Raw genomic sequence first — 24,734 nt, 5'->3', positions numbered from 1 at the left:
GCGAACTCCTCGAGGTCGGTCCGACCACGGTAACGACCGACCTGGCCCCCGGATGCCCGCCGGCGCCGGCCCGGTGGGCGGGTTCGCTCACGGCGCAGCGGGCGGGCATCGCCGCGGGCGTCACAACGCGCTCCCAGCGAGCTGCGCGATGATCGGCGGGTGCACGCCAGCCCACCCTCCCCGGCAGCGCCTTCCGAGCAGCCCGGCCCGGCCCCCGAGCAACCCGGCTCGTCCGCGGCCCAGCCCGCGGCGCCCGAGCAGCCCGAGGCGATCCTCCCGCCCCGGCCCGGCCCACGGTCCGCGCTGCTCGCGGGCGGCATGCTCGCCACGTCGCTGCTGCTCGCGGGGCTCGTCGTGCTCCCCGCGCCGTACGCGGTGCAGATGCCCGGCCCGACCGCGGACGTCCTCGGCGAGCAGAACGGCACGCCGCTCATCACGATCAAGGGCGCGACGACGTACCCGACGACCGGCCAGCTGCGGCTGACCACCGTCTCGGCCACCGGCACGCCGGGCTTCCCCTCGTCGGTGGCGAACGTCGTGCGCGCCTGGCTGTCCCGCAGCGACCTGGTGGTGCCCACGGAGGAGCTCGTCCCGCCGGGGCAGACCCAGCAGCAGCTCAACGACCTCAACAACCAGGAGATGACGTCGTCGCAGGAGAACGCGACGGTCGCCGCCCTGACCGAGCTCGGCTACACCGTGCCGGCGACGCTCACCGTCGCGGGGACCACGGGCGGCACCGACGCCGCGGGCAAGCTCAAGGCGGGCGACGTCCTGACGGCGATCGACGGCACGAAGCTCGGCGACTACCAGGCGCTCGTCACCACCCTCGGGAAGGTCAAGCCCGGGGCGACGATCACCCTCGGGATCACGCGCGGTGGGACCGGGATGGACGTGCCGGTCGTCACCGGGACGCGGTCCGACGGCAGCGGCGCCCTCATCGGCGTCTTCATCGACCCGACGTTCACCTTCCCGATCGACGTGAAGATCCAGATCGACGGCATCGGCGGCCCGAGCGCCGGGATGATGTTCGCGCTCGGGATCGTCGACCGGCTGACACCGGCCGACGAGACCAACGGCCAGCGCATCGCCGGCACCGGGACGATCGACGTCACGGGCGCGGTCGGCCCGATCGGCGGCATCCGGCAGAAGATGGCCGGCGCCCTGCGCGACGGGGCGACGTGGTTCCTCGCCCCGAAGGCGAACTGCGGCGACGTCACCGGGCACGTGCCGGCCGGGCTGCGCGTCGTCGCGGTCGCGACGCTGCACGACGCCGTCGCCGCGGTGACGGCGATCGGCAAGGGGACCGGCAGCAGCCTGCCGACCTGCGGCTGAGTCGCTACTGGAGGGTCGCGCGGACCGCGTCGACGAGCCCGGGCACCATCGTCGGGCCCTGGGCGACCTGGTCGTCGGCGTCGAACGCGCGCGTGCGCGCGGCGCACCACGAGCCGCCGCCGCGCAGCACCCCGACCGCCAGCCGCACGTCCGAGCGGTCCGGGTGGCCCATGAGGTAGCTCAGCGCCTCGTCGGGGTCCGCGGGCATGGCGTCCTCCGCGGCCGTCGGCAGCACGATCCGCTCGACGGTCACCACGACGCCGTCGACGGTGTCCGGCCAGCCGAGGCCGGCGAGCAGCTCCTCGAGGTCCTCCGCCTGGGGCAGCCCCTCCTGCTCCACGGACGTCAGGTGCCACGGCGTGGTCCGGGCGGCCTCCAGGACGTCGGGCGTCATCTGGTCGGCGAGCGACGGCTCGGCCGCCAGCGCGACCGACGTCCGCACGAGCGCGAACACGCGGACGGGCCCGTCCCAGCCGGCCGCGGCGACGTGCCGCTCGACCTCCTGGACGGCGAAGGCGAGGGCGGCGGTCGCCTCGGGCGAGTCGGGACCGGGTTGCATGCCGTCATGCTCCCATCCCTGTGGGAACCTGGGGCGCGGGCCCGGCGTTGTCCCGACGACCGGCCCAGCAGGCGTTCTGCCCAACCGACGACGACGAGGAACAGTGACTTCCGCCGAAAGCTCCCGGCCGCGCCCCCTGGCGCGGCGCCGCCGCGGTCCCCTCATCCCGACGATCGTCACGATCGTGGTGCTCGTCGTCGGGCTGCTGGTGCTGTCCCAGCTGTGGACCCAGGTGCTGTGGTTCGACCAGCTCGGCTTCAGCCGCGTGCTGTGGACGCAGTGGGGCACGCGCGTCGTGCTCTTCGTCCTCGGCTTCCTCATCATGGCCGGCGCCGTCGCGGCGAGCCTGCAGTACGCGTACCGCTCGCGGCCGGTGTACGCGCCGAGCTCGACCGAGCAGGCCAACCTCGACCAGTACCGCGAGGCGATCGAGCCGCTGCGGCGGCTCGTCATGGTCGTCGGGCCCCTGGTCCTCGGGCTGTTCGGCGGGGGCGCCGCGGCCCAGCGCTGGCAGACCGTGCAGCTGTTCCTGCACCGCCAGCACGTCGGCCAGACCGACCCCCAGTTCCACGTGGACCTGGGCTTCTACATGTTCACGCTGCCGCTGCTGCGCTTCGTGGTCTCGTTCCTCATGACCGCGACGGTGCTGTCGATCGTCGGCGCCGTCGCGACGCACTACCTGTACGGCGGGCTGCGCATCGGCGGGTCCGCCAAGGGCAACCGCACCACGGTGCAGGCGCGCCGGCACCTGTCGGTGCTGGGCGCGGTGCTCATGCTCCTCATCGCGGCGAGCTACTGGATGGACCGGTACTCGACGCTGATGAAGAGCACCGCGGCCAACGACCGCGTCGAGTTCTCCGGCGCGTCGTTCACGGACGTGCACGCGGTCATCCCGTCGAAGGCGATCCTCGCGGTCGCGGCGCTCGTCGTCGCCGTGGCGTTCGTCGTCAACGCGTTCGTCGCCAACTGGCGGCTGCCGGCCATCGGCGTCGGGCTCATGATCCTGTCGGCCGTCGTGGTCGGCGGCATCTACCCGGCGATCGTGCAGCGCTTCCAGGTGCAGCCCAACCAGCAGGCCAAGGAGGCGTCGTACATCCAGCGAAACATCGACGCCACCCGCCAGGCCTACGGCCTGACGAACATCGACGTCACGGCGTACCCCGCCGTCACCACCGCGACCGCGGGCCAGCTGCGCCAGGACGCCACCACCACCGCCTCCATCCGGCTGCTCGACCCTCAGATCGTCGCGCCCTCCTTCCGCCAGCTCCAGCAGATCCGCGGCTTCTACGACTTCCCCGACACGCTGTCGGTGGACCGCTACACGGTGGCCGGGCAGAGCCGTGACACGGTCATCGCGGCGCGCGAGATCAACGTGGACAACCTCGCCGACTCGCAGAAGAACTGGGTGAACCAGCACCTCATCTACACCCACGGCTACGGGGTCGTGGCGGCCTACGGCAACACGCGGGGCGCCAACGGCGCGCCGGCGTTCTGGGAGAGCGGCATCCCGTCGACCGGCGGGCTCGGCGCCTACGAGCCGCGCATCTACTTCGGCCACGAGTCGCCGAGCTACTCGATCGTCGGCGGCCCCGCCGGGTCGGCGGGCGAGGAGTTCGACTACCCCGACGACGCGGCACCCAACGGCAGCGGCGCGCAGACGACCCGGTTCCCCACCCAGCAGGTCTCCGCGGGGCCGAGCATCGGCAGCGCGTGGAACAAGCTGATGTACACGCTGAAGTTCGGCGACGAGCAGATCCTCTTCTCCAGCTCGGTCAGCGCGGACTCGCAGATCCTCTACGACCGCGACCCGCGCGACCGCGTGCAGAAGGTGGCGCCGTACCTCGAGCTCGACGGTCGGGTGTACCCGGCGGTCATCGACGGCCGGGTGAAGTGGATCATCGACGGCTACACGACGAGCGACCAGTACCCGTACTCGGCCAGCGAGTCGCTCGTGGACGCGACGACCGACTCCCTCACCGCGACGTCGACGACGATCCAGCCGCTGGGGTCCAAGACGGTCAACTACATCCGCAACTCGGTCAAGGCGACCGTCGACGCCTACGACGGCCACGTCGACCTCTACGCCTGGGACCCGAGCGACCCGGTGCTCAAGGCGTGGGAGGGTGTCTTCCCGGCGTCGATCAAGCCGATGTCGGACATCAGCGGTGCCCTCATGAGCCACATGCGCTACCCCGAGGACCTCTTCAAGGTGCAGCGCACGCTGCTCGGCAAGTACCACGTCACCGACGCGGCGCAGTTCTTCACCGGCAACGACTTCTGGGACACCCCGAGCGACCCGGTGCAGAACAACGACACGGTCAAGCAGCCGCCGTACTACCTGACGCTGCGGATGCCCGACCAGCCCCAGGCGCAGTTCTCGCTGATGTCGACGTACATCCCGATCGGCTCCAACGCGCGCAACGTGCTGACGGGCTACCTGGCGGTGGACTCGGAGGCCGGTGACATGGCCGGCCAACCGGCGGCCGACTACGGCAAGCTGCGGCTGCTGACGCTGCCGCGGGACTCGACCGTGCCAGGGCCGAACCAGGCCGTGGCCAACTTCAAGTCGGACACCACGGCGCAGGACGAGCTGGCGATCCTCGACCAGCACGGCTCCACGGTGCTCCGCGGCAACCTGCTCACCCTGCCGGTCGGCGGCGGCCTGCTCTACGTGCAGCCGGTGTACCTGCAGGCGTCGTCGGGCTCGACCTACCCGCTCCTGCAGCGCGTGCTGGTCTCGTTCGGGGACAAGGTGGGCTTCGCCGGGACGCTCGACGACGCGCTGAACCAGGTGTTCGGCGGCAGCTCGGGTGCCACCGCCGGCGATGCCGGGACGCAGGGCGAGACGCAGCCCGCCACCGGCGGCACCGGGGGGACCGGCTCGACGCCCAGCGCCGGTCCGACGACGGGCCCGACCCCGACGCCGACCACCACGTCGGGCGACCCGCGGGCCGAGCTCGCGGACGCGCTGCAGCGCGCCAGCCAGGCGATGAAGGACAGCGACCAGGCGCTCAAGAACGGCGACTTCGCCGCCTACGGCGCCGCCCAGAACCGGCTCGACCAGGCGGTGCAGGACGCGCTGTCGGCCGAGAACCGGCTGGGCGCGCCCACCCCGACGCCGACCGCGACACCGGGCGGCTGAGCCGTCCGGCCGCGGTCGGCGAGCGCGGCGAGGTCGGCCGCCAGGCGGCGCTCGTCCGCGTCGTCCGGGCCGGCGCCGCGCGCCCCGGCCGCGCGCCGGGCCGTCGGCCGCGCCCGGTCGGGGTCGCGCATGACGAGCCAGACGAGCGGGAGCACGACAAGGGCGGCGACGACGAGGCGGGCGAGCGTGTCCATGCCCTCACGCTGCGCTCCGGGGACCGCGCTGACGAGTGGCAGCAATGTCGATGGTCGACAAGATCCTGCCAACGGCGTTACCGTGCTGCATGCTGCGCAGCGTGACCGCGCTCGTCGTCGACGGGCTGGCGATGTTCGAGTTCGGCGTCGTGTGCGAGGTCTTCGGGATCGACCGCACCGAGGATGGCGTCCCGGCGTTCGACTTCCGCGTGGCGGCGGCGCGGCCCGGCGCGCGGATCCGCACCGGGATCGGCCTCGACCTCGTGGTCCAGGACGGGCTGGAGGCGCTCGAGGGCGCCGACCTGGTGGCAGTGCCCGCGACGACCATCCGCGACGAGTACCCGCCCGAGGTGCTCGCGGCGCTGCGCGCCGCCCACGAGCGCGGGGCCACGCTGCTCTCGGTCTGCTCCGGCGCGTTCGTCCTGGCGGCCGCCGGCATCCTCGACGGGCGCACCGTCACCACGCACTGGCGCCACGCGGCCGAGCTCGCCCGCCGCTTCCCGCGGGTCACCGTGGACGCGGACGTGCTCTTCGTCGACGACGGCGACGTCATCACGAGCGCCGGCACGGCCGCCGGGATCGACGCCTGCCTGCACCTGGTGCGCCGGGAGCTGGGCAGCGGTGTCGCCAACGCCGTGGCCCGGCGCATGGTGGTCCCGCCGCAGCGCGACGGCGGGCAGCGGCAGTTCATCGAGCACCCCGTGCCGGCCTGCACGGACGACTCGCTGCGACACGTGCTGGCGTGGGCCACCGAGCACCTGGCGCAGCCGCTGACCGTCGACTCGCTCGCGGCGCGGGCGCTGCTGTCGCCCCGGACCTTCGCCCGCCGGTTCGTCGACGAGACCGGCACCACGCCGATGCGCTGGCTGACGGCGCAGCGGGTGCTGCACGCGAGGCGGCTGCTGGAGGAGACGGACCTGCCGGTCGACGACGTCGCCCAGGAGTGCGGCTTCGGCACGGCGGCGCTGCTGCGGCACCACTTCGGCCGGGCGGTCGGCCTGCCGCCGAGCGACTACCGGTCGGCGTTCCGGGCCCGCGCCGCCTGAACCCGGCTAGGGCTCGCGCCCGACGAGCCAGCCGCGCAGCCGGTCGGGGCAGTCCGTGATCACCGCGTCGACGCCGAGGCGCTCGGCGGTCTGCCACTCCCAGGGCTCGTCGAGCGTCCAGACGGCGACCTCCTGGCCGGCGGCGTGCCGGCGCGCGACGAAGGTCGGGTCGGTGGCCAGCAGGGCACCGTCCGGGTTGACCGCGGCGAGGCCGAGCTCGTCGGCCAGGTCGTCGAGGTCGGGCGGGACGGCCTCCAGCAGCAGGCCGCGGCGCAGCTCGGGGGCCGCGTCGCGCAGCGCGCCGACGGTGACGGCCTCGAAGCTCTGCACGACGACGCGCGGGGCGAGCCCGGCGGCCAGCAGCGGCTCGGTGCACAGCGCGACGTCGTCGGGCGACCAGACGTCCTTCAGCTCGAGCAGGAGGTCGATGTCGCGCCGCCGCAGGAACGCCACGACCTCTTCGAACGTGGGCACGCGCTGGCCGGCGAACGCGGGGGAGAACCACGACCCGGCGTCCAGCGCCCGGATGGCCTCGAGCGTCAGACCGGCCACCGCCCCGGCGCCGTCGGTCGTCGCGTCGACGGTGTCGTCGTGGATCACCACCACGCGCCCGTCGGCGGTGAGCTGGACGTCCATCTCGACGCAGTCGGCGCCCGCGCGCCACGCGGCCTCGAAGGCCGCCAGCGTGTTCTGCGGCGCCACCGCCGAGTTGCCGCGGTGCCCGACGACCCTCATGTCCACATCCCCCGCTCCTGAAGGACGGTGCGCAGCAGGTCCGCACGGTCGGAGATGAGCCCGTCGACGCCCACGTCGATGAGGCGGACCATCTCGGCCGGCTCGTTGACGGTCCACACGTGGACCTTGAGGCCGGCGGCGTGCGCGGCGTCGACGGTGCGTTCGTCGACGAGGGTCAGTCGACCGGCTGTGGCCGGCACCTGGAGGCAGTCCACCCGCTCGGCCAGCCAGCGCACCGGGCGGCCGAGGCGCGTGTCGAGGGCGAACCGGGCGATCTCGGTCGTGCCGGCCGATGTCGCCACCGGCCTGCTCAGCCGGCGCTGCGTGGCCCGGCGGCGCGCGGCGGAGAACGAGGCGACGAGCACGCGGTCGTGCGAGCGGGTCCGCTCGATCACCTCGGCCACCGGGAAGATCCCCGCCGGCTCCTTGACGTCGATGTTGACGCGCACGTCGGGGAACGAGCCGAGCACGTCCTCCAGCAGCGGCACGGGCTCGACACCGCCGATGCGTGCCGCGCGGACCTCGCGCCAGGGGAGGTCGCGCACCCGGCCGTGGCCGTCGGTGGTGCGGTCGAGCGTGGCGTCGTGCAGCGCGACGGCGACGCCGTCCGACGTGGCGTGCGCGTCCGTCTCGACGTACCGGTACCCCAGGTCGACCGCGGCGGCGAACGCCGCCAGGGAGTTCTCCAGCCCGTCGCGCGAGAACCCGCGGTGCGCCAGCGCCGCGAAGGGTGGGTCGAGGTAGCCGGTCACGGCGCGATCCGGGTGAGGAACCCGGTCACGGTCGCGAGGTAGGCGGCGCGCGGCTCCGGGGCCGACAGCGCCAGGTCGTGGACGCCGCCGGCGATGACGCGGACGTCGACGTCGGCGCCGAGGCCGGGCGCGAGGCGCGCGAGCGTGCGCACGTCCAGCACGATGTCCTGCCGGTCCAGGTCGGGGTTCTCGTTGCGGTCCGGCCCCGAGGTGTCGGAGTGCGCGACGAGCACCGGGCACGAGATCTCCAGGCCGCGGGCGACACGCGCCTGCCCCTGCCGCACGGCCGACAGCCAGCCGGCCCGCGCCGGGACGCCCTCGGGCCGCTTGAGCCGCGTGTCGAAGTCCCACCGGCCGCCGTTGGCCGCCAGCAGGTGCGTCGCGTACACGGACGGCCGGCTCGACAGGGGTGTCAGCGGGCGCAGCCGCGCCAGGGCGCGCAGCACCTCGTCGCCCACGACGGGCGCGAACACCGAGCCGGCGCCGAGGAACGGGCTGTCGAGGAGGAGGCCCTCGATGCCGCCGCGCTCGCGATGGGCGTGCGCCCACAGGGCGGCGACGAGCCCCCCGGTGGAGTGCGCGTGCACGACGACGGGCACGCCGGGGTGCAGCAGCCGCGCGGCCGTGACGGCCGCGGTGAGGTCCGTGCCCTGCTCGCGCAGGTCGTCCTGGTAGTGCGGCACCTCGCCGAGCCGCCAGGCGCGCCCGGCCCGCCGGGCGTCCAGCGCGAGGAAGGCCCAGCCGGCCTCCTCCACCGCGGCGGCGAGGTGGGCCTGGAAGAAGTAGTCGTTGTAGCCGTGGAGGTGCACCACGACGCCGCGCGGGCGGCGGGGAACCTCCTTGCGGCGCACGAGGGCGTACTCGGGGTCCGAGCGGCCGGCCGCGACCGAGGCCGCCCGCGTCCCGGCGACGACGGGCGAGGCCGGTGCGCGTGCGACGACGAACCCGGGCAGGTGGTCGTCGTCGGCCCAGGTCAGACCGGCGTCGGGCTCGGTGCGCACGGGACAGGCCTACACCAGTTCGGGCTGCGCCGCCGCGGTCACGTCGTGCCGCCCGTCGACGCGCCGCCCGGCGGGGAAGCGCACGAGGAGGAACAGCACGAGGCCGACGACGAGCACCGTGACGATGCCGAGGATGCCCCAGTACTGGTGGTCGCCGCCCCACCGGATCGCCACGGTCCACGCCGCCGGCGCGAGGAACGTCGCGACCCGCCCGGTGGTGGCGTACAGGCCGAACGACTCGGCCTCCCGGCCCTCGTCGGCCATCCGCGCGAGGAGGCCGCGGCTGGCGGACTGCGCCGGTCCGACGCACGCCGAGAGCACGAGCCCGGCCACCCAGAAGACCGTCCGGCCCTTGGCGTGGAGCACGAAGATCGCGGTCGCGGACAGCACGAGGACGACGAGCGAGACGGCGATGACGCGGCGCGGCCCGAACCGGTCGTCGAGCCACCCGGCGGCGATGGTGAAGATGCCGGCGACGACGTTGGCGGCGATGGCGAAGACGATCACCTGCGACGAGCTGAACCCGAACGTCCCGGCGGCGAGCACGGCACCGAACGTGAACACGCCGGTCAGGCCGTCGCGGTAGACGGCCGAGGCGACGAGGTAGCCGAGCATCGAGCGGCGGGTGCGCCACAGCCGTGCGACGTCGCGGCCGAGCTTGGCGTACGCGCCGAGCGGGGTGATCGCCTGCGGGTCGCGCTCGGGGTGCTCCTTGACCGCAACGAGCACCGGGATCGCGAAGACCGCCATCCACACGGTCGCCAGGGCGATGGCGGCGCGGATGTTCCAGCCGTCCTTGCTCGAGACGCCGAACCAGCCGACGTCCGGGTTGATGAAGCCGACGAACAGCACGAGCAGCAGGACGATGCCGCCGACGTAGCCGGAGCCCCAGCCCAGGCCGCTGACGCGCCCGAGGTTGCCGGGCGTGGTGATCTTCAGCAGCAGCGCGTTGTAGGCGACGGATGCCAGCTCGTAGAACACCGTGCCGACCGCCAGCAGCGTGACGCCGAGCACCACCGCGCCGCCCAGGTGCCCGGGGGTGGGTCGGACGAAGACCATGCCGGCCATCGCCAGCACCGTGACCAGGGTGTTCCACCCCAGCCACGGCTTGCGCCGCCCGGACGCGTCCGCGAGCGCCCCGAGCGCCGGCGCCAGCAGCGCGACGCAGATGCCGGAGATCGTCATCGCCGTGCCGAGCCACTCGCTGTGCACGCCCTTGGCGTGGTCGACGTCCTGACCGGCCTCGACGAACGTCGACGACGTGAGCCAGACGGTGAAGACGAACGTCGTCACCACGGAGTTGAACGCCGCCGACCCCCAGTCCCAGGCCGCCCAGGCGAGCACGGGCTTGCGCAGCAGGCGCTGCCTGCCGAACGGCGCGGGGCCGGCGGTGGTCGGGGCGTCGTCCGCGGCGGCGCGGGTGGGGTCGTCAGCCACGCGCGGATCGTACGGCGCGTCGCCGCCGGTGGCCCGCGTGGCGCGCCCCACCCCTCGCCGAGCGCCGCAGTCGTCTGCCGAGCGCGGCAGCAACTTCCCTCGCATTCGGCGAACGACTGCGGCACTCGCGGAGAGCGGGCGGGCCGCAGTCGCCCGCCGGTGGTGCGGGCTCGGACGGCCTCAGGAGGCGGTCTGGTCGTCCACCGCCGCGTCCCCGGCATCGCGCTTGACCGCTTCGATGCCGTTCAGCGCGCCGTCCTTGCGGGTGTAGCCCTCGCCGCCGGTGGCGATGATCTGCCCGTTGGCGGACTTCAGCCGCCACCGGAACTCACCGTTGGCGCTCTTGTACAGCTCGAACTTCGCGGCCATGGGAACTCCCTCGTCGCAGACCCGGACGGACGCCACGCTAGGAGCGGGCGCCGGGCGCGGCCAGCCGAACGGTCAGAACCACTCGATCCGGGTGGGTCGGGCGGACGGAACGCCGCGGACGACGGGTCTTGCCACCACAAACTCCACGACTTAGACTAAGCCGTGAAATAAGCCTGACGGGTTGGGTGACGTCCCGCGTGGTCGGCAGCGATGCCGCCCCGCGACGCGCGGGGCGGCCCCTGTCGCCAGGCGAGGCACGGCCCGGCGAGACTCACACTCGGCACGGCGCACGGTTGCGCCCACTGAAAGGGATCTTCGATGGCGAACTCCTTCACCCGGCGGGCCCTGGTGCCCGTCGGCATCGTCGCCGCGTTGGCACTCGCGGCATGCTCGTCGACGGGTGGCGGCACCCCGGCCGCCACGGGCGGCACTCCTGCCGCGGCCACGTCCGGCGCTCCCGCGCCGACCGGCCCCCTCACGGTCTGGGTGATGGGGGACACCACCGCCCACTTCGACCAGATCGTGCAGCCGTTCACGCAGCAGACCGGCATCCAGGTCAAGGCCGTCGCGATCCCGTGGGACAGCGTCGACCAGAAGTTCACGACCGCGGTCGCCTCGGGCGACGGCCCCGACGTCCTGCAGGTGGGCCTGTCGAAGCTGCGCACCTACGCCGACACCGGCGCCCTGCTGCCCCTCGACGACGCGACCCTCGCCCCCTACAGCCACCTCGCCTCCGCCAACTTCGTCGACGGCGTCGCGGGGAAGGCGACCGCGGTGGGCGGCAAGGTCGTCAGCGTGCCGTGGATCAGCGACACGCGCGTCCTGTTCTACCGGTCCGACATCCTGGCGGCGGCGGGCATCAGCTCACCGCCGGCGACGTGGGACGAGCTCCGGGCGGACGCCAAGACGCTGGCCGGGCGTGGGCCCGGCAAGTACGGCTACTACATCCCGCAGTGGGACAGCCCGCTGCCGGTCGAGATGACCTGGGACTTCGGCGGCGACATCATCGGCGCCGACGGCGCCGTGAACTTCGACACCCCGGAGTTCCGCAAGGCCGTCGACCTGTACACCGGCCTGTACGCCGACAAGAGCGTCCCGACGAACAGCGACTTCGACCAGACGCAGGGCTTCGTGTCCGGCGCGACGCCGATGCTCGTGTCCGGCCCCTACCTGGCCGCCGCGATCAAGGACGCCGCCCCCGACCTGGCCGGCAAGTGGTCCGTCGCCCAGCTGCCGAAGGGCACGACGAACACGTCGCTCCTCGCGGGCTCGAACATGGCGGTCTGGGCGAAGTCGGCCCACAAGGACGCCGCCCTGACGCTGCTCGACTTCCTGTCGCAGCCGGCGACGCAGGTCGCCTGGTTCCAGCTCAACGGCGACCTGCCGACGGCCAAGGCGGCCCTCGCGGACACAGCGCTGACCGCCGACCCGCTCGTGTCCGTCTACGCCGCGCAGCTGGCCAACGCCAAGATCGTGCCGCTCGTCCCGAACTGGGACGGCGCGACCGGCAAGGCGCTCCTCGACGCCCTCAACTCCATCGTGCTGACCGGCAAGGACAAGGAGGCCGCGCTCACGTCGCTGTTCGCGGCCACCAAGGGTCAGTCGACCAACTGAGGGCCGAGCGCCGGCCCGGTGGTGGCGAGCCTCCTCCACCACCGGGCCTCCGCTCGCCACGCTCGAGAAGGGAACGTCACGATGCGATCGCGCGCGACGCCGTACGTCCTCGTCGGACCGGCGACCCTGCTGCTCCTCGCCTTCGGCGTGCTGCCGATCCTCGTCGCGGCGGTCGTCAGCCTGACGAACCTCGACGCCGCCGGGCTCGGCGACCTGTCGCGGGTCCAGGGCGTCGGCCTGGCCAACTACACAGAGCTGTTCGGGGACGCCGCGTTCTGGCAGGCGATGCGCAACACCGGCTTCTACGTCGTGGTCGGCGTCCCGTCGGTCGTCGTCATCTCGCTGGTCGTCGCGCTGCTCCTCAACCGCTCGCAGGGCCGGTTCTTCCGGGTGCTCCGGTCGTTCTACTTCCTGCCGGCGATCACGGGCATCGTCGCCATCGCGCTCGTCTGGGGGTACCTCTACAACACGCAGTTCGGGTTGCTGAACTACGTGCTCTCGCTCGTCGGGCTCGGGCCGGTGCAGTGGCTGTCCAGCCCGTCCCTGGTCAAGGTGTCCGTGGCGCTCGTCGCGATCTGGCGTGGCACGGGCCTCAACACGATCATCTTCCTGGCGGCGCTGCAGGGGGTGCCGAAGGAGTACCTCGAGGCGGCGGCCCTCGACGGCGCGTCGCGGCTGCGCACCACCTGGTCGGTGGTCCTGCCGCTGCTGCGGTTCGCGATCCTCTTCGTCACGGTGACGACGGTGATCGCCTGGCTGCAGTTCTTCGACGAGGCGTTCGTCCTCACCAAGGGCGGCCCGCTCGGGTCGTCGACGAGCATCTCGCTGTTCCTGTTCCAGCAGGGGTTCTCCGGCGCGCGGTTCGGCTACGCCAGCGCCGGGTCGGTGGTGCTGTTCGCCGTCATCGCCGTCGCGACGCTCCTCCAGCTGCGCGCGAGGAGGGCCGATGTCGAGTACTGACACGCTCGTGCCGCCCCGTGTCGTCGCCCGGCCGGCCGCGACCGCGCGGACCGGGCGGCGTCGGCGGCCCTGGATGGCGGGCGTCGTGCTGACGCTGGGCGCGGTCCTCACCGCGTTCCCCTTCGCCTGGATGATCGTCTCGGCGGTCAAGCCGCGCAGCGACTCCGTCGCCTACCCGCCGCACCTGCTCCCGTCGCACGTGACCGTCCAGTACTTCACGCAGCTCATGCGCCAGATGGACTTCGGCCGGTACCTCGTCAACACCCTCGGGGTGGTGCTCATCAGCATGGTGGGCCTGCTGGTCATGGCGATGGCCGGCTACGGGTTCGCGAAGTTCTCGTTCCGCGGCAAGGAGCCGATCTTCTTCCTCGTCCTGACGACGATGATGATCCCGGTCCAGGTGACGATGATCCCGACCTACCTCATCCTCAACGGGATCGGGCTGACGAACACGCTCGTCGGGATCGCCCTGCCGACGCTGGTCAGCGCGTTCGGCGTGTTCCTGTTCCGGCAGTTCATGACGACGATCCCCACCGAGGTGCTCGAGGCCGCCCGCATCGACGGGGCGGGGGAGGCGCGGATCTTCGCGCAGATCGTGCTGCCGATGTCGCGGCCGATCCTCGCCGTGCAGGTGGTGCTGACCTTCATCACCGGCTGGAACAGCTTCCTGTGGCCGCTCGTCATCGCGTCCGACCAGGGCCTGTACACCCTGTCCGTCGGCATCGCCCTGCTCAATCAGCAGGTCGCCACGAACCCGTCGCTCCAGATGGCCGCCGCCGCCGTCATGGTCGTGCCGGTCCTCGTCGTCTTCGTCGTCTTCCAGCGGCACATCGTGCAGGGGTTCGCCCTGTCCGGCCTCAAGTGAGCCCCCAGTGACCAGGAGAACCCCGTGACCACCACCACCGACGCGACCGGCACCGCCCTGGGCTTCGTCCGGGCGGAGGGCGGCGTGCTCGTCGACGGCGCCGGGGACCCGCTCCTGCTCCGGGGCGTCGGGCTGGGCGGCTGGCTCCTGCCGGAGGGGTACATGTGGCGCCTGGGCGCCGGGGCGCAGTCGCCGCGGCAGATCGAGGCGCTCGTCGCGCGGCTCGTCGGCGAGGCCCGCGCGGACGAGTTCTGGCGGGAGTACCGCGCGGCGTTCGTCACCGAGGCGGACATCGCACGGATCGCCGCGAGCGGCCTCGACCACGTGCGGGTGCCGATCAACTCCCGGCTCGTGCAGGCGCCGGACGGCGAACCCCTCGCGGAGGGGTACGCGCTGCTGGACGACGTCATCGGCTGGAGCCGCACGCACGGCCTGCGCGTCCTGCTCGACCTGCACGGCGCCCCCGGTGGGCAGACGGGCACGAACATCGACGACTCGCCGCACGGCGTCCCCGAGCTCTTCATGGACGCCCGCTACCGCGACCTGACGGTGCGGCTGTGGTCCGACCTGGCGACCCGGTACGCCGACGAGCCCGCGGTGCTCGGCTACGACCTGCTCAACGAGCCGCTGCCGAACGAGTGGCAGCACCGCTACCGCGACGACCTCGTGCGCCTCTACCGGGACCTGACCGCGACGGTGCGGGCCGTCGACGCGCGCCACCTCATCGTCTACGAGGGCCTGCACTGGGCGACGAACTTCGAGATCTTCACGGAGCGCTGGGACGACAACTCCTGCCTCCAGTTCCACAAGTACTGGTCCGCGCCCGACGAGGCCAGCATCCGGCCCTTCCTCGACGCCGCCGCGAGCCTGCGCTTGCCCCTCTACATGGGCGAGGGCGGGGAGAACCGCCTCGACTGGCTGTACACGGCGTTCCGCCTCTACGAGACGTTCGGCATCGGCTGGAACCTGTGGACCTGGAAGAAGCTCGACACCCGCACGTCCCCCGTGTCGGTGCGTCCCCCGCAGGGCTGGGACCGGTTCGCGGCGAGCGCGCAGGGCGCGCCGCGGCTGACGCCGGCGCAGGCCGACGCCGTGCTCACCGAGCTCGTCGCCAACGTCCGGGTCGAGGCGGCCACCTGGCAGCCGGACGTGCTGGCGGCGGCCACCGCCGCGGCCCCGGCGGTGGTGCCCGCGTGGGGCTACGGGTTCCGTGGCGCGGGGGAGTCGTACCTCGTCGGGCGCCCGGGGCCGTTCCCCGCGCTGCGTGCCGACGACGCCGGCGGGCTCACGTGGACGCGGCCCGGGGAGCACCCCGACAACCCGTTCCACCACGACGCCGGCCAGGAGGAGTCGCCCGACGAGGAGATCGGGGTCCGCCTGGACGCCGGCGACTGGCTGGAGTTCGAGCTGACCGGGGACCTGTCCCGCTACGCCCCCGTGGTCGTCGACGGGGCCGCCCGCGACGTCACGCTCGAGCCCGGCCGGCGCGGCCTGCGGGCGGTCGCCCACGGACCGGTGACCCTGGTGCGTATCGTCCGCACGGACGGTTCTGGCCGGGACGACGAGGCGTGAGAAGGGCGTGATGACCACCGACACGGCCGGGCGGGCACGCACCGGGGGCGAGCAGGCCACGGTCACCACGCTGCGGCTGCGCAACCGCGCTGCCGTGCTGCAGCACGTGATCCTGGCGCGCCAGACCACGCGCGCCGACATCGCGCGGGAGTGCGGCCTGTCGATGGCCAGCGCCGCCAACCTGGTCGCCGACCTGGTGGCGGAGGGCCTGGTGCACGAGACCGGCACCGTCGCCTCGGGCGGCGGGCGCCCCATCGCCCTCATCGCGCCCCGCCCGGAGGGCGCCTACACGATCGGCGCCGACATCGGCGAGCGCGGCGTCGCCGTCGAGCTGTTCGACCTGTCGATGACGGCGGTCGACCAGGAGTTCCGGGGCGGACGCTCCGAGGAGGACCCGCGGGCCATCGGCGACGACCTGCGCGCCGCGGTGGACGCGCTGCGCGCGCGGAACCGCGACACGTGGCCGCTGCTGCTGGGGATCGGGCTGGCGATGCCGGGCATCGTCGAGACCGACGACGCCGGACGCCAGACCCTCTACGCGCAGAGCCTCGGCTGGCCGCCCGTGCCGATCCCGGAGCTGCTGCCGGCCGACGTCCCGGTCTTCGCCGACAACGGCGGCAAGACGCAGGCGAAGGCCGAGCAGTGGTTCGGCGCGGCGCGTGGCGTCGAGCACGCCGTCGTGGCGCTGCTCGGGCGCGGCGTCGGCGTCGGGCTCGTCCAGGAGGGGCGCCTGCAGGCCGGTGCGCACTCGAGCGCCGGAGAGTGGGGCCACACGAAGATCGAGCGCGGCGGGCGGCTGTGCCGCTGCGGCGGCCGGGGTTGCGTCGAGGCCTACGTCGGCGCGGCCGCCATGCTCGGCGCCTGGGCGGAGCGCGGCGGCGTGTTCGAGGGCACCGGCTGGCGCGCGCTGGGGCAGCTCCTCGACGCCGCCGCGGCGGGTGAGCCCGCGGCGACCGCCGTGGTCGACGACGCGATCGCCGCGCTCGGCCACGCCCTGGCGAACCTGGTCAACCTCACCAACCCCGAGCGCATCGTCGTCGGCGGCTGGGTGGGCATCCGGCTGATGGACGCGCTCGCGGACCGGATCGACGCGGCGATCCGCGCCAACAGCCTGCAGCGGCCCGGGTCGCAGTACGAGCTGTGCCCCTCGACCTTCGGCGGCGACACCGTGGCGATCGGCGCCGCGATCCTCCCGCTCGAGCAGCTCATCCGCGAGCCGCGCGGCTAGGTCACGGCCGCCCGGGCGGCGGGCACCACCGGCGCCCGGGGCGCGCCGCCGCCGCGCGACCTCGCGTCATCGGACACTTGGCGACGGCCACCCTTTGTACTATGGTTCCTTAAGACCTAAACAAAGGGGTTCAGTCATGCAGCGTCCGACATGGGGTGCCGATGTCACGCGGACCGCGGTCCTGGCGCTCATCGGCGCGCAGGGTCCGGTGTCCCGTGCCGAGCTCGCGCGCAGCCTCAAGGTGTCGGCCGCCCTCGTCACGCAGCTCACCCGGCAGCTCATCGCCGACAACCTGCTCGAGGAGCTCGACGTCGTGCCCTCCGCGGGGGGCCGCCCGGGCCGCCTGCTCGGGCTGACGTCGTCGGCCGGCAACGCGATCGGCGTCAAGGTCGTGGCCGACCACGTGGCCCTCGTCGAGGTGCAGATCGACGGCTCGGTAGTCCGCTCGGCGACGGAGCAGTTCGACGCGTTCGCCCCCGACGCCCTCGACCGCCTCTCCCGGATCGTCGGCGCGTTCCTCGCGGGGAGCACCCGGCCGCTGCTCGGCGTCGGCGTGGGGCTCCCCGGCAACGTGGACGTCGCCTCGCAGGGCGTCGTCGACTCCTCGCAGCTGCGCTGGCAGCAGTACCCCGTCGGGCAGACCCTGCGACGCGACCACGGCCTGCCCGTGCTCGTCGAGAACAACGTCAACGCGCTGACCATGGCGGAGCGGCTCTACGGCGAGGGCCGCCACCACGACTCCTTCCTCGTCGTCACGCTCGGCACCGGCATCGGCGGCGGCCTCGTCGCCGACGGCGCGGTCGTGCGGGGCGCCTCGGGCGCCGCCGGCCAGATCGGCCACGTCCCGGTGATCCCCGGAGGCCCGGCGTGCCAGTGCGGCAACGCGGGCTGCCTCGAGGCCCTCATCGGCGAGCAGGCGCTCGTCGCCACCGCCCGCGAGCGCGGCCTGCGTGTCGGCGGCGGCATCGACGACCTGCGGGCCCTGGCCGACGAGGGCGACGCGGCGGCCCGCGCCGTCTTCCAGGAGGCCGGCGAGCTGCTCGGGCGGACCCTCGCGGGCGTGGTCAACGTGCTCGACCCGGAGATCGTCATCTTCCTCGGGGAGGGGCTGGCCGCCTGGCGGCACTGGGCGCCCGGCTTCGAGCCCGCGTTCCGCAGCGGCCTGCTCCCGCAGCTGCGTGGGATCGGCATCAGCATCGAGAGCTGGCAGGACGACCGGTGGGCGCAGGGTGCGGCCAGCCTCGTGCTCGCCACGCCGTTCGACACCGACGGCCGCTCGGGCGAGCAGGGCCGTCTCGTGCGGCAGCGCCTCGTCGACCAGAGCCTGGCGGGGGGTCGGCCGTGACGGTGCTCACCCCGCTCGACACCCGGCTCGCGGCGCCGCCGACGACGACCGGGCGGCGTCGCCGCGGCTGGCGGAACGGGCTGACGATCGTCGCCTTCCTCGCGCCGAGCGCGATCCCGCTGGCGGCCTTCGTCCTCTACCCGATGATCCAGGCGGCGTGGATCAGCCTGCACCGGTGGAACCTCATCTCCGCGATGCAGTGGGTGGGCTTCGGCAACTACACCAAGCTCGTCGCCGACCCGAAGACCCGCGCCGCGTTCGGCCACACGCTGTTCTACGTCGTCGGCGAGATCCCGCTGGTCTTCGTCGGCGGCCTCGCGCTGGCCCTGGCGCTCAACGCGAGGCTCAAGGGCCGGTCGTTGCTCCGCGGGGTCTACTTCCTGCCGGTGGTGACGAGCTGGATCGTCGTCGCCCTGGTGTGGCGCTGGTTGCTCAACCCCGCGGTCGGGGTGGTCAACCATGTCCTCGCGCTGGTCGGGATCCAGGGCCCCGGGTGGTGGACGGACCCTCGCTGGGCGATGCCCTCGATCATCCTGGCCTCGGCCTGGAAGGACCTGGGCTTCGTCATGGTCATCCTGCTGGCGGGGCTGCAGTCGATCCCCGAGGACGTCAAGGAGGCGGCCCTCATCGACGGCGCCGGCCCCTGGCGGCGCCTGCTGTCGATCACGCTGCCCCTGCTGTCGCCCCAGATCTTCTTCGTCGTCGTGATCTCCCTCATCAACGGCTTCCAGGTGTTCGACCAGGTGTACGCGATGACCGGCGGCGGGCCGGCGGGTGCCTCGCAGGTCGTCGTCCAGCAGGTCTACGACCTGACCTTCCGGTACTCGCAGGCCGGGTCGGCCGCCGCGCTGTCGTGGCTCCTGTTCGTCGTCATCCTCGTCATCACCCTGCTCCAGACGTGGGGCCAGCGCCGGTGGGTGCACGATGCGTAGCCGCACGGGTGTGGGCCGGTGGGTGCTGTGGGCGGTCCTCGTCCTCGGGGCGCTCGTCATGCTGTTCCCGTTCGTGTGGACCCTCGTCACGTCGATCTCCACCGGTGCCGGGCTGGACGCCACGCCGTCGCTCGTGCCGCAGCACCCCTCCTTCGGCGCCTACCTCGAGCTGTTCCGGCGCACGTCGTTCGGGCGGGTCGTCCTCAACTCGGCGATCATCGCCGTGGGCACCGTCGCGCTGCAGATCCTGACGAGCGCGCTCGCCGCCTACGTGTTCAGCCGGCTGCCGTTCCGCGGACGCGGGGTCGTCTTCGGCGTCTACCTCGCCACGATGATGGTGCCGATGCAGGTCCTGCTCGTCCCGCTCTTCGTCGAGATGAAGTCGCTGGGCCTCATCGACTCCTACCTCGGGGTGATCCTGCCCGGCATGGCCAGCGCGTTCGGTGTCTTCCTGCTGCGCCAGGCGATGAGCACGGTGCCACGCGAGCTCGACGAGGCGGCCCGCCTCGACGGCGCGGGGCACCTGCGGATCTTCGGCCAGGTGGTCATGCCGCTCGTCACGCCGGCGGTCGCGACGCTCGGCGTCTTCTCGTTCATGAACAGCTGGAACGCGTTCCTCTGGCCGCTGGTGATCCTGCGGTCCCCGCAGCTGAAGACCCTGCCGCTCGCGCTGGCCGCCCTCCAGGGCCAGTACACGACCCGGTGGGACGTCGTCATGGCCGGGTCGGTCGTCACGATCCTGCCGATGCTCGCCGTCTACGTCTTCGCGCAGAAGTACGTCATCCAGTCCGTGGCCGGCTCCGGCCTCAAGTGACCCCGCAGCAAGTGCCCATCCGTCCTCGTCAAGGGAGACCAGACATGTCTCGCACTCGCATCGGCGCCGTGGCCCTCGCGGCCGTCGGTGCCCTCGTCCTCGCCGCATGCTCGAGCGGTGGGTCCGGGGCGCCCGCAACGACCGGAGCCGGCGGCACCACGGCCGCCGCCGAACCGGTGACCATCACGTACTCGAACTTCATCTCCAACGGCGGCAACGAGGCCAACCTCGCGAAGATCGTCACGGCGTTCGAGGCGGCCAACCCCGGCATCACGGTGACCGTCAAGACCCTGCCGTACGCCGACTACTACACCGCGCTGCAGACGGACGTCGCGGCCGGCACGGCGGCGGACGTCGTCGACGTCGAGTCCGCGACGTACGGCGCCCTGGCCGACAGCGGCGCCCTCGCCGAGCTCAAGGGCGTCGACGCCTCGGTCTACAAGCCGTCCCTGCTGGCGGCCTACCAGCGCGACGGCAAGCAGTACGGCCTGCCGAGCTCCTTCTCGACGGTCGTGCTCTTCTACAACAAGGACCTGTTCGACAAGGCCGGCGTCGCGTACCCGACCTCGAGCTGGACGTGGGCCGACGAGCAGGCCGCGGCGAAGAAGCTCACCGACTCGGCGAACGGCGTGTTCGGTGACTACCAGCCGATCTCGTACAACGAGTTCTACAAGACGGTCGCGCAGGCCGGCGGCACGTTCCTGTCGAGCGACGGCAAGAAGGCGGCGTTCAACTCCCCGCAGGGCATCGCCGCGGCGCAGTGGCTCGTCGGCAAGAACGGCACCGTGATGCCGACCGCCGCCCAGGGCGCGGGCACGCCGGACTTCGACAGCAAGCTGTTCCACGACGGCAAGCTCGCCATGTGGCACACCGGCATCTGGATGTTCGGCGCCAACGCCGACGCCGCCTTCACGTGGGACGTGGCCGTCGAGCCCGGTGACACGCAGAAGGCGAGCGCGCTGTTCTCGAACGCCGTCGCCGTCACCGCGACGTCGAAGCACCAGGACGCCGCGCAGAAGTTCGCGGAGTACCTCACGTCGTCGAAGACGATGGTCGACACCCGCCTGGCCGCCGGCTGGGAGCTGCCGACCATCGCTGACGAGACCCAGCTCGGCGCCTATCTGACGAAGGGCGCCCCGGCCAACCGCCAGGCGGTCTTCGACTCGCTGGACAAGACGGTGCTCGCCCCGTCCATCGGCGCCAACCAGAACCAGATGCAGGACGCCGTGACCGCCAAGCTCACCGAGGCTGCTGCGGGAAGGCTGTCGGTTCAGGATGCCCTGAGCCAGGCCGAGGCCGAGGTGAACGCGCTGCTCGGCTGAGCCGGCAGCGCCCGTGGGGGTGGCGCCGGCGCCCGTCGGCGCCACCCCTGTCGGAACGACGGAAGGTACCCACGTGACCATCGCATCGGTGGCGCGCGTCGCGGAGGCGTCGCTGCAGGTCGTCGCAGACCTCCAGCTGCCCAACGGCGCGTACCCGGCGAGCCCCGACTTCGTCGCCTACCGCGGCTACTGCTGGTTTCGCGACGGCTCGTTCATCGCCGACGGCATGTCGGCGGCCGGCGCGCCCGCGTCCGCGACCCGCTTCTTCGGCTGGTGCGCCGCCACGATCGGGCAGCACGCCGACCGCATGACCGCGGCCGTCGAGGCGGCGCGGGCCGGCACGCCGCTGGACGACGAGGCGATGCTGCCGGCCCGGTTCACCTTCGACGGCGGGCTCGGCCTCGACCCGTGGTGGGACTTCCAGCTGGACGGGTACGGCACGTGGCTCTGGGCCCTCGTCGCGCACCTGCGTCGGCACCACCTGCCCGCCGAGCCGTACCTGCCCGCGGTGCGCCTGACGGTCGACTACCTCGTGTCCTCCTGGCACCGGCCGTGCTTCGACTGGTGGGAGGAGCACGCCGAGCGCGTGCACGTCTCGACGCTCGGCTGCATCGGCGCCGGCCTGGAGGCGGTGCTCGCCGCAGACCTGCTGGACGACGGGCGTGCGAGCGGCGCCCGCGCGGCCGCCTCCGGCATCCGCACGCTCGTGCGGTCGCAGGGCACGGTCGACGGTCACCTCACCAAGTGGGTCGGCCGCAGCGACGTCGACGGCTCTCTGGCCGCGCTGGTCGCGCCGCTGGGCTGGATCTCGCCCGACGACCCGGTCGCCACGGCGACGGTCGCGGCGATCGAGGACACGCTGGCCGACGACCTCGGCGTGCACCGCTTCGCCGACGACGTGTTCTACGGCGGCGGCCGGTGGCCGCTGCTCACCGCGTTCCACGGCATGGCCCGGCTCGCGATCGGCGACGAGGCCGGCGCGCGCGCGGACCTCGACTGGATCGCCTCGACCGCGACCGACGAGGGCCTGCTGCCGGAGCAGGTCTCCGACCGGCTGATCGTCCCCGACGCCCTGCCGCGCTGGACCGAGCGCTGGGGGGCCGTCGCCACACCCCTGCTCTGGAGCCACGGCGAGTACCTGCGCCTGTGGGACGCGCTCGGCCGGCCCTGAATCCTCGAGAGGACACCATGACCCAGCACGACGAGCCGGTGCGCCATCGGCCCACCGGCGACGGGCACCCGTACGCCGCCTCGCCCGACCAGCGCGTCCCGGTGCTGCCGCAGGCGGGGGAGCCGTTCTCGGTGGGCGTCGTCGCCTCGCCCGAGGTCGAGGCGATCGCCTGCGAGCTCGCCGGCCCGGACGGCGGGCTCGCCACGGTCCCCATGGAGCCGGGCGCCGTCACCGGGGCGGACGCCGCCGCGCTCGCGGGTGGCGAGGGACACCTCGCCGAGGCGCAGGCGGCGCAGGCGCGGGCGTCCGGGACCTGGCGCGCCACCCTCCCGGCGTTGCCCGCGGGGGAGCGCGGCCGCTACCGGTTCGTCGCCACCCTGCGCGACGGGCGGGTGTGGACGGGCCCCTGGCACGACGTCAGCGCGGGCGCGTGGTCCGCCGCCGGTGGCACGCTCCTGGTCGGCGGCCTGCCCGCCGAGCGCCACCCGCGGGTGGTCCCCGGGTCGGTGGCGTGGTGGCGGGACGCCGAGGGTGTGCGCCGCGCGCGCTTCGCGTTCCGCCTCGAGCCGCACGAGCACGTCGTCGGGTTCGGCGAGCGCTTCGACGCCGTCGACCAGCGGGGGCGGACGCCCGACGTCGTCGTCTTCGAGCAGTACAAGTCGCAGGGGCGGTTCGGCCGCACCTACCTGCCGATGCCCTTCGCCCACGTCGTCGGCGGCGACGGCTGGGGCTTCCACGTGCGCTCGTCACGGCGCAGCTGGTTCGACGTCGGCGCCTGCGACGCCGGCCGGCTCGTGGTGGAGGCGGCCGTCGGCCCGGACGGGCGGCTCGAGGTGGACGCCTGGGACGGGTCGGTCACCGACGTGCTGCGGGGCTTCCTCGACGACGTCGGGCACCCGCAGGAGCTGCCGAGCTGGGTCCACGAGCTGTGGGCGTCCGGCAACGAGTGGAACACGCAGGCGATCGCGACGGCCCGCATGGACACCCATCGCGAGCTCGACATCCCCGTCGGCGTCGTTGTCGTCGAGGCCTGGAGCGACGAGCTCGGCATCACGATCTTCCGGGACGCGCGGTACGACGTGCACGACGACGGGTCGCCGCACCGCCTGGGCGACTTCACCTTCCCCGGCGACGGGGCGTGGCCGGACCCGAGGGCGTGGGTCGACGACATGCACGCCCGCGGCATCAAGGTGGTGCTCTGGCAGATCCCGCTGCTCAAGACCGCCGGGACCATCGCCCGCGACGACCAGGACTGGCAGCCCGACGAGACGCGCCAGGTGCTGGCGGAGGGCGCCGCCCTCGCCGCCTCGGGCCACGTGGTGCTCGAGGCCGACGGCAGCCCCTACCTCAACCGCGCGTGGTGGTTCCCGCGCGCGCTCATGCCGGACCTGTCCACGCCCGCCGGCCGGCAGGCGTGGACGGCCTACCGCCGGTACCTGGTCGACGAGCTCGGGATCGACGGGTTCAAGACCGACGGCGGCGAGCACGCCTGGGGCGACGACCTGCGGTACGCCGACGGGCGCCGCGGCGACGAGGGCAACAACCTCAACCCGGTGCACTACGCGCGGGCCTTCGGCGACCTGCTCCGCTCGGCCGGCAAGGCTCCCGTGACCTTCTCGCGCGCCGGGTTCACCGGGTCGCAGGCCCACGGCGTGTTCTGGGCCGGCGACGAGGACTCCACGTGGGAGGCGTTCCGCTCGTCCCTCAACGCCGGCATCTCGGCGGCGGCCTGCGGCATCGTCTACTGGGGATGGGACATCGCGGGGTTCTCGGGACCGGTCCCGGACCCGGAGCTCTACGTGCGGGCGGTGGCCGCGTCCACGTTCCTGCCCGTGATGCAGTACCACTCGGAGTTCCACCACCACCGCCCGCCGCTGCGGGACCGCACCCCGTGGAACGTGGCGGAGACCGCGGGCGACCCGACCGTCGTCGACGCCTTCCGCCGGTACGCCCAGCTGCGCACGCGGCTGCTGCCGTACCTCACCGCGCAGGCCGCCGCGGCGGTCCGGACCTCGCGGCCGCTCATGCGTGGGCTCTTCGTCGACCACCCGCACGACGAGGCCGCGTGGGCCCACCCACACGAGTTCCTCCTCGGCGACGACGTGCTGGTCAGCCCCGTGACCGAGCCCGGCGTCTCGCGGTGGTCGACGTACCTGCCGGCGGGGGACTGGGTCGACGCCTGGGACGGCTCGCGGCACGGCGGTGGCCAGGTGGTCGACCGGCCGGCGCCGCGTGACGTCGTCCCGGTGTACCTGCGCGCGGAGGCCGAGGCCGCGCTGCGGCCGCTCTTCGCGTCCTGAGCGCCGGTCGAGGCCGCGTCAGCCCGATCGCCGTGGGTGGACCT

At 73.3% G+C, this 24,734-nt stretch carries 21 protein-coding genes; 14 read left to right on the top strand and 7 right to left on the bottom strand.

Annotation, left to right across the window (positions count from 1 at the left end):
* The first annotated feature begins 159 nt into the window (after positions 1-159).
* Entirely contained in the window at positions 160-1,332 is a 1,173-nt protein-coding gene (locus tag BGO37_RS04375) for a S16 family serine protease (RefSeq protein WP_291752632.1), read from the top strand.
* Between the two features lie 4 nt (positions 1,333-1,336).
* Here the strand turns inward: BGO37_RS04375 and BGO37_RS04370 are convergent, their stop codons facing one another.
* Positions 1,337-1,891, bottom strand: a complete 555-nt coding sequence (locus BGO37_RS04370) for a PPA1309 family protein (RefSeq protein ID WP_291752630.1) — start codon at positions 1,889-1,891, stop codon at positions 1,337-1,339.
* A gap of 103 nt (positions 1,892-1,994) precedes the next feature.
* On the opposite strand from BGO37_RS04370, the gene BGO37_RS04365 reads away from it, so the two are divergent.
* A complete protein-coding gene (locus BGO37_RS04365; protein ID WP_291752628.1) occupies positions 1,995-5,033 on the top strand; it encodes a UPF0182 family protein in 3,039 nt (1,012 codons plus the stop codon).
* Here the strand turns inward: BGO37_RS04365 and BGO37_RS04360 are convergent.
* The gene (locus BGO37_RS04360; RefSeq protein WP_291752626.1) at positions 4,925-5,227 is read right to left on the bottom strand and encodes a hypothetical protein; all 303 of its coding nucleotides are present in this window, start codon (positions 5,225-5,227) and stop codon (positions 4,925-4,927) included. The genes BGO37_RS04365 and BGO37_RS04360 overlap by 109 nt on opposite strands.
* 89 nt (positions 5,228-5,316) lie before the next feature.
* Between BGO37_RS04360 and BGO37_RS04355 the strand changes: the two genes are divergently transcribed.
* Complete coding sequence (locus BGO37_RS04355) at positions 5,317-6,273, top strand: helix-turn-helix domain-containing protein (RefSeq protein WP_291752624.1); 957 nt, start codon at positions 5,317-5,319, stop codon at positions 6,271-6,273.
* Between the two features lie 6 nt (positions 6,274-6,279).
* Here the strand turns inward: BGO37_RS04355 and BGO37_RS04350 are convergent, their stop codons facing one another.
* The 5 genes from BGO37_RS04350 to BGO37_RS04330 all read right to left on the bottom strand — a co-directional run bounded on the left by BGO37_RS04350 (position 6,280) and on the right by BGO37_RS04330 (position 10,567).
* Positions 6,280-7,008: a glycerophosphodiester phosphodiesterase family protein gene (locus BGO37_RS04350; protein WP_291752621.1), complete on the bottom strand. Its 729-nt coding sequence runs from the start codon at positions 7,006-7,008 to the stop codon at positions 6,280-6,282.
* Complete coding sequence (locus BGO37_RS04345) at positions 7,005-7,760, bottom strand: glycerophosphodiester phosphodiesterase (protein WP_291752619.1); 756 nt, start codon at positions 7,758-7,760, stop codon at positions 7,005-7,007. Before BGO37_RS04345 ends, BGO37_RS04350 begins: the two co-directional genes overlap by 4 nt.
* Entirely contained in the window at positions 7,757-8,761 is a 1,005-nt protein-coding gene (locus tag BGO37_RS04340; protein WP_291752617.1) for an alpha/beta hydrolase, read from the bottom strand. The genes BGO37_RS04345 and BGO37_RS04340 overlap by 4 nt, the downstream gene beginning before the upstream one ends.
* Positions 8,762-8,770: 9 nt before the next feature.
* Positions 8,771-10,198 (bottom strand): MFS transporter, encoded by a 1,428-nt coding sequence (locus BGO37_RS04335; RefSeq protein ID WP_291752615.1) that lies wholly within the window; start codon positions 10,196-10,198, stop codon positions 8,771-8,773.
* 180 nt (positions 10,199-10,378) lie between these two features.
* A complete protein-coding gene (locus BGO37_RS04330; RefSeq protein WP_291752613.1) occupies positions 10,379-10,567 on the bottom strand; it encodes a DUF1508 domain-containing protein in 189 nt (62 codons plus the stop codon).
* Between the two features lie 318 nt (positions 10,568-10,885).
* On the opposite strand from BGO37_RS04330, the gene BGO37_RS04325 reads away from it, so the two are divergent.
* From BGO37_RS04325 to BGO37_RS04275, 11 genes are all read left to right on the top strand, one after another.
* On the top strand, positions 10,886-12,181 hold the full coding sequence (locus tag BGO37_RS04325; protein WP_291752612.1) for an extracellular solute-binding protein: 1,296 nt from the start codon (positions 10,886-10,888) through the stop codon (positions 12,179-12,181).
* 81 nt (positions 12,182-12,262) lie between these two features.
* Positions 12,263-13,141, top strand: a complete 879-nt coding sequence (locus BGO37_RS04320; protein WP_291752610.1) for a carbohydrate ABC transporter permease — start codon at positions 12,263-12,265, stop codon at positions 13,139-13,141.
* Positions 13,128-14,006 (top strand): carbohydrate ABC transporter permease, encoded by an 879-nt coding sequence (locus BGO37_RS04315; protein WP_291752609.1) that lies wholly within the window; start codon positions 13,128-13,130, stop codon positions 14,004-14,006. The genes BGO37_RS04320 and BGO37_RS04315 overlap by 14 nt, the downstream gene beginning before the upstream one ends.
* A 24-nt stretch (positions 14,007-14,030) precedes the next feature.
* Positions 14,031-15,578, top strand: coding sequence for a cellulase family glycosylhydrolase (locus BGO37_RS04310; protein ID WP_291752608.1), 1,548 nt, complete (start codon positions 14,031-14,033; stop codon positions 15,576-15,578).
* A 10-nt stretch (positions 15,579-15,588) separates the two neighbouring features.
* On the top strand, positions 15,589-16,806 hold the full coding sequence (locus tag BGO37_RS04305) for an ROK family transcriptional regulator (RefSeq protein WP_291752606.1): 1,218 nt from the start codon (positions 15,589-15,591) through the stop codon (positions 16,804-16,806).
* A gap of 136 nt (positions 16,807-16,942) precedes the next feature.
* The gene (locus tag BGO37_RS04300) at positions 16,943-18,151 is read left to right on the top strand and encodes an ROK family transcriptional regulator (protein ID WP_291752605.1); all 1,209 of its coding nucleotides are present in this window, start codon (positions 16,943-16,945) and stop codon (positions 18,149-18,151) included.
* The gene (locus tag BGO37_RS04295; protein WP_291752603.1) at positions 18,148-19,083 is read left to right on the top strand and encodes a carbohydrate ABC transporter permease; all 936 of its coding nucleotides are present in this window, start codon (positions 18,148-18,150) and stop codon (positions 19,081-19,083) included. The genes BGO37_RS04300 and BGO37_RS04295 overlap by 4 nt, the downstream gene beginning before the upstream one ends.
* A complete protein-coding gene (locus BGO37_RS04290; RefSeq protein WP_291752602.1) occupies positions 19,076-19,897 on the top strand; it encodes a carbohydrate ABC transporter permease in 822 nt (273 codons plus the stop codon). Before BGO37_RS04295 ends, BGO37_RS04290 begins: the two co-directional genes overlap by 8 nt.
* A gap of 44 nt (positions 19,898-19,941) precedes the next feature.
* The gene (locus tag BGO37_RS04285; protein ID WP_291752600.1) at positions 19,942-21,219 is read left to right on the top strand and encodes a sugar ABC transporter substrate-binding protein; all 1,278 of its coding nucleotides are present in this window, start codon (positions 19,942-19,944) and stop codon (positions 21,217-21,219) included.
* Between the two features lie 73 nt (positions 21,220-21,292).
* The gene (locus BGO37_RS04280) at positions 21,293-22,390 is read left to right on the top strand and encodes a glycoside hydrolase family 15 protein (protein WP_291752598.1); all 1,098 of its coding nucleotides are present in this window, start codon (positions 21,293-21,295) and stop codon (positions 22,388-22,390) included.
* 17 nt (positions 22,391-22,407) lie between these two features.
* Positions 22,408-24,690 (top strand): TIM-barrel domain-containing protein, encoded by a 2,283-nt coding sequence (locus BGO37_RS04275; RefSeq protein WP_291752597.1) that lies wholly within the window; start codon positions 22,408-22,410, stop codon positions 24,688-24,690.
* Positions 24,691-24,734: the final 44 nt, after the last annotated feature.

The organism is Cellulomonas sp. 73-92, assembly GCF_001898175.1.
GTDB lineage: Bacteria > Actinomycetota > Actinomycetes > Actinomycetales > Cellulomonadaceae > Cellulomonas.
Note: the sequence above shows the minus strand (reverse complement) of the source record. Positions and strands in the feature narration are given on the sequence as shown.

Coding starts and splice junctions, on each gene's coding strand:
- BGO37_RS04360 (WP_291752626.1), bottom strand. CDS start 5,227: ATGGACACGCTCGCCCGCCTCGTCGTCGCCGCCCTTGTCGTGCTCCCG.
- BGO37_RS04330 (WP_291752613.1), bottom strand. CDS start 10,567: ATGGCCGCGAAGTTCGAGCTGTACAAGAGCGCCAACGGTGAGTTCCGG.
- BGO37_RS04315 (WP_291752609.1), top strand. CDS start 13,128: ATGTCGAGTACTGACACGCTCGTGCCGCCCCGTGTCGTCGCCCGGCCG.
- BGO37_RS04370 (WP_291752630.1), bottom strand. CDS start 1,891: ATGCAACCCGGTCCCGACTCGCCCGAGGCGACCGCCGCCCTCGCCTTC.
- BGO37_RS04300 (WP_291752605.1), top strand. CDS start 16,943: ATGCAGCGTCCGACATGGGGTGCCGATGTCACGCGGACCGCGGTCCTG.
- BGO37_RS04290 (WP_291752602.1), top strand. CDS start 19,076: ATGCGTAGCCGCACGGGTGTGGGCCGGTGGGTGCTGTGGGCGGTCCTC.
- BGO37_RS04320 (WP_291752610.1), top strand. CDS start 12,263: ATGCGATCGCGCGCGACGCCGTACGTCCTCGTCGGACCGGCGACCCTG.
- BGO37_RS04305 (WP_291752606.1), top strand. CDS start 15,589: ATGACCACCGACACGGCCGGGCGGGCACGCACCGGGGGCGAGCAGGCC.
- BGO37_RS04285 (WP_291752600.1), top strand. CDS start 19,942: ATGTCTCGCACTCGCATCGGCGCCGTGGCCCTCGCGGCCGTCGGTGCC.
- BGO37_RS04275 (WP_291752597.1), top strand. CDS start 22,408: ATGACCCAGCACGACGAGCCGGTGCGCCATCGGCCCACCGGCGACGGG.
- BGO37_RS04350 (WP_291752621.1), bottom strand. CDS start 7,008: ATGAGGGTCGTCGGGCACCGCGGCAACTCGGCGGTGGCGCCGCAGAAC.
- BGO37_RS04355 (WP_291752624.1), top strand. CDS start 5,317: ATGCTGCGCAGCGTGACCGCGCTCGTCGTCGACGGGCTGGCGATGTTC.
- BGO37_RS04325 (WP_291752612.1), top strand. CDS start 10,886: ATGGCGAACTCCTTCACCCGGCGGGCCCTGGTGCCCGTCGGCATCGTC.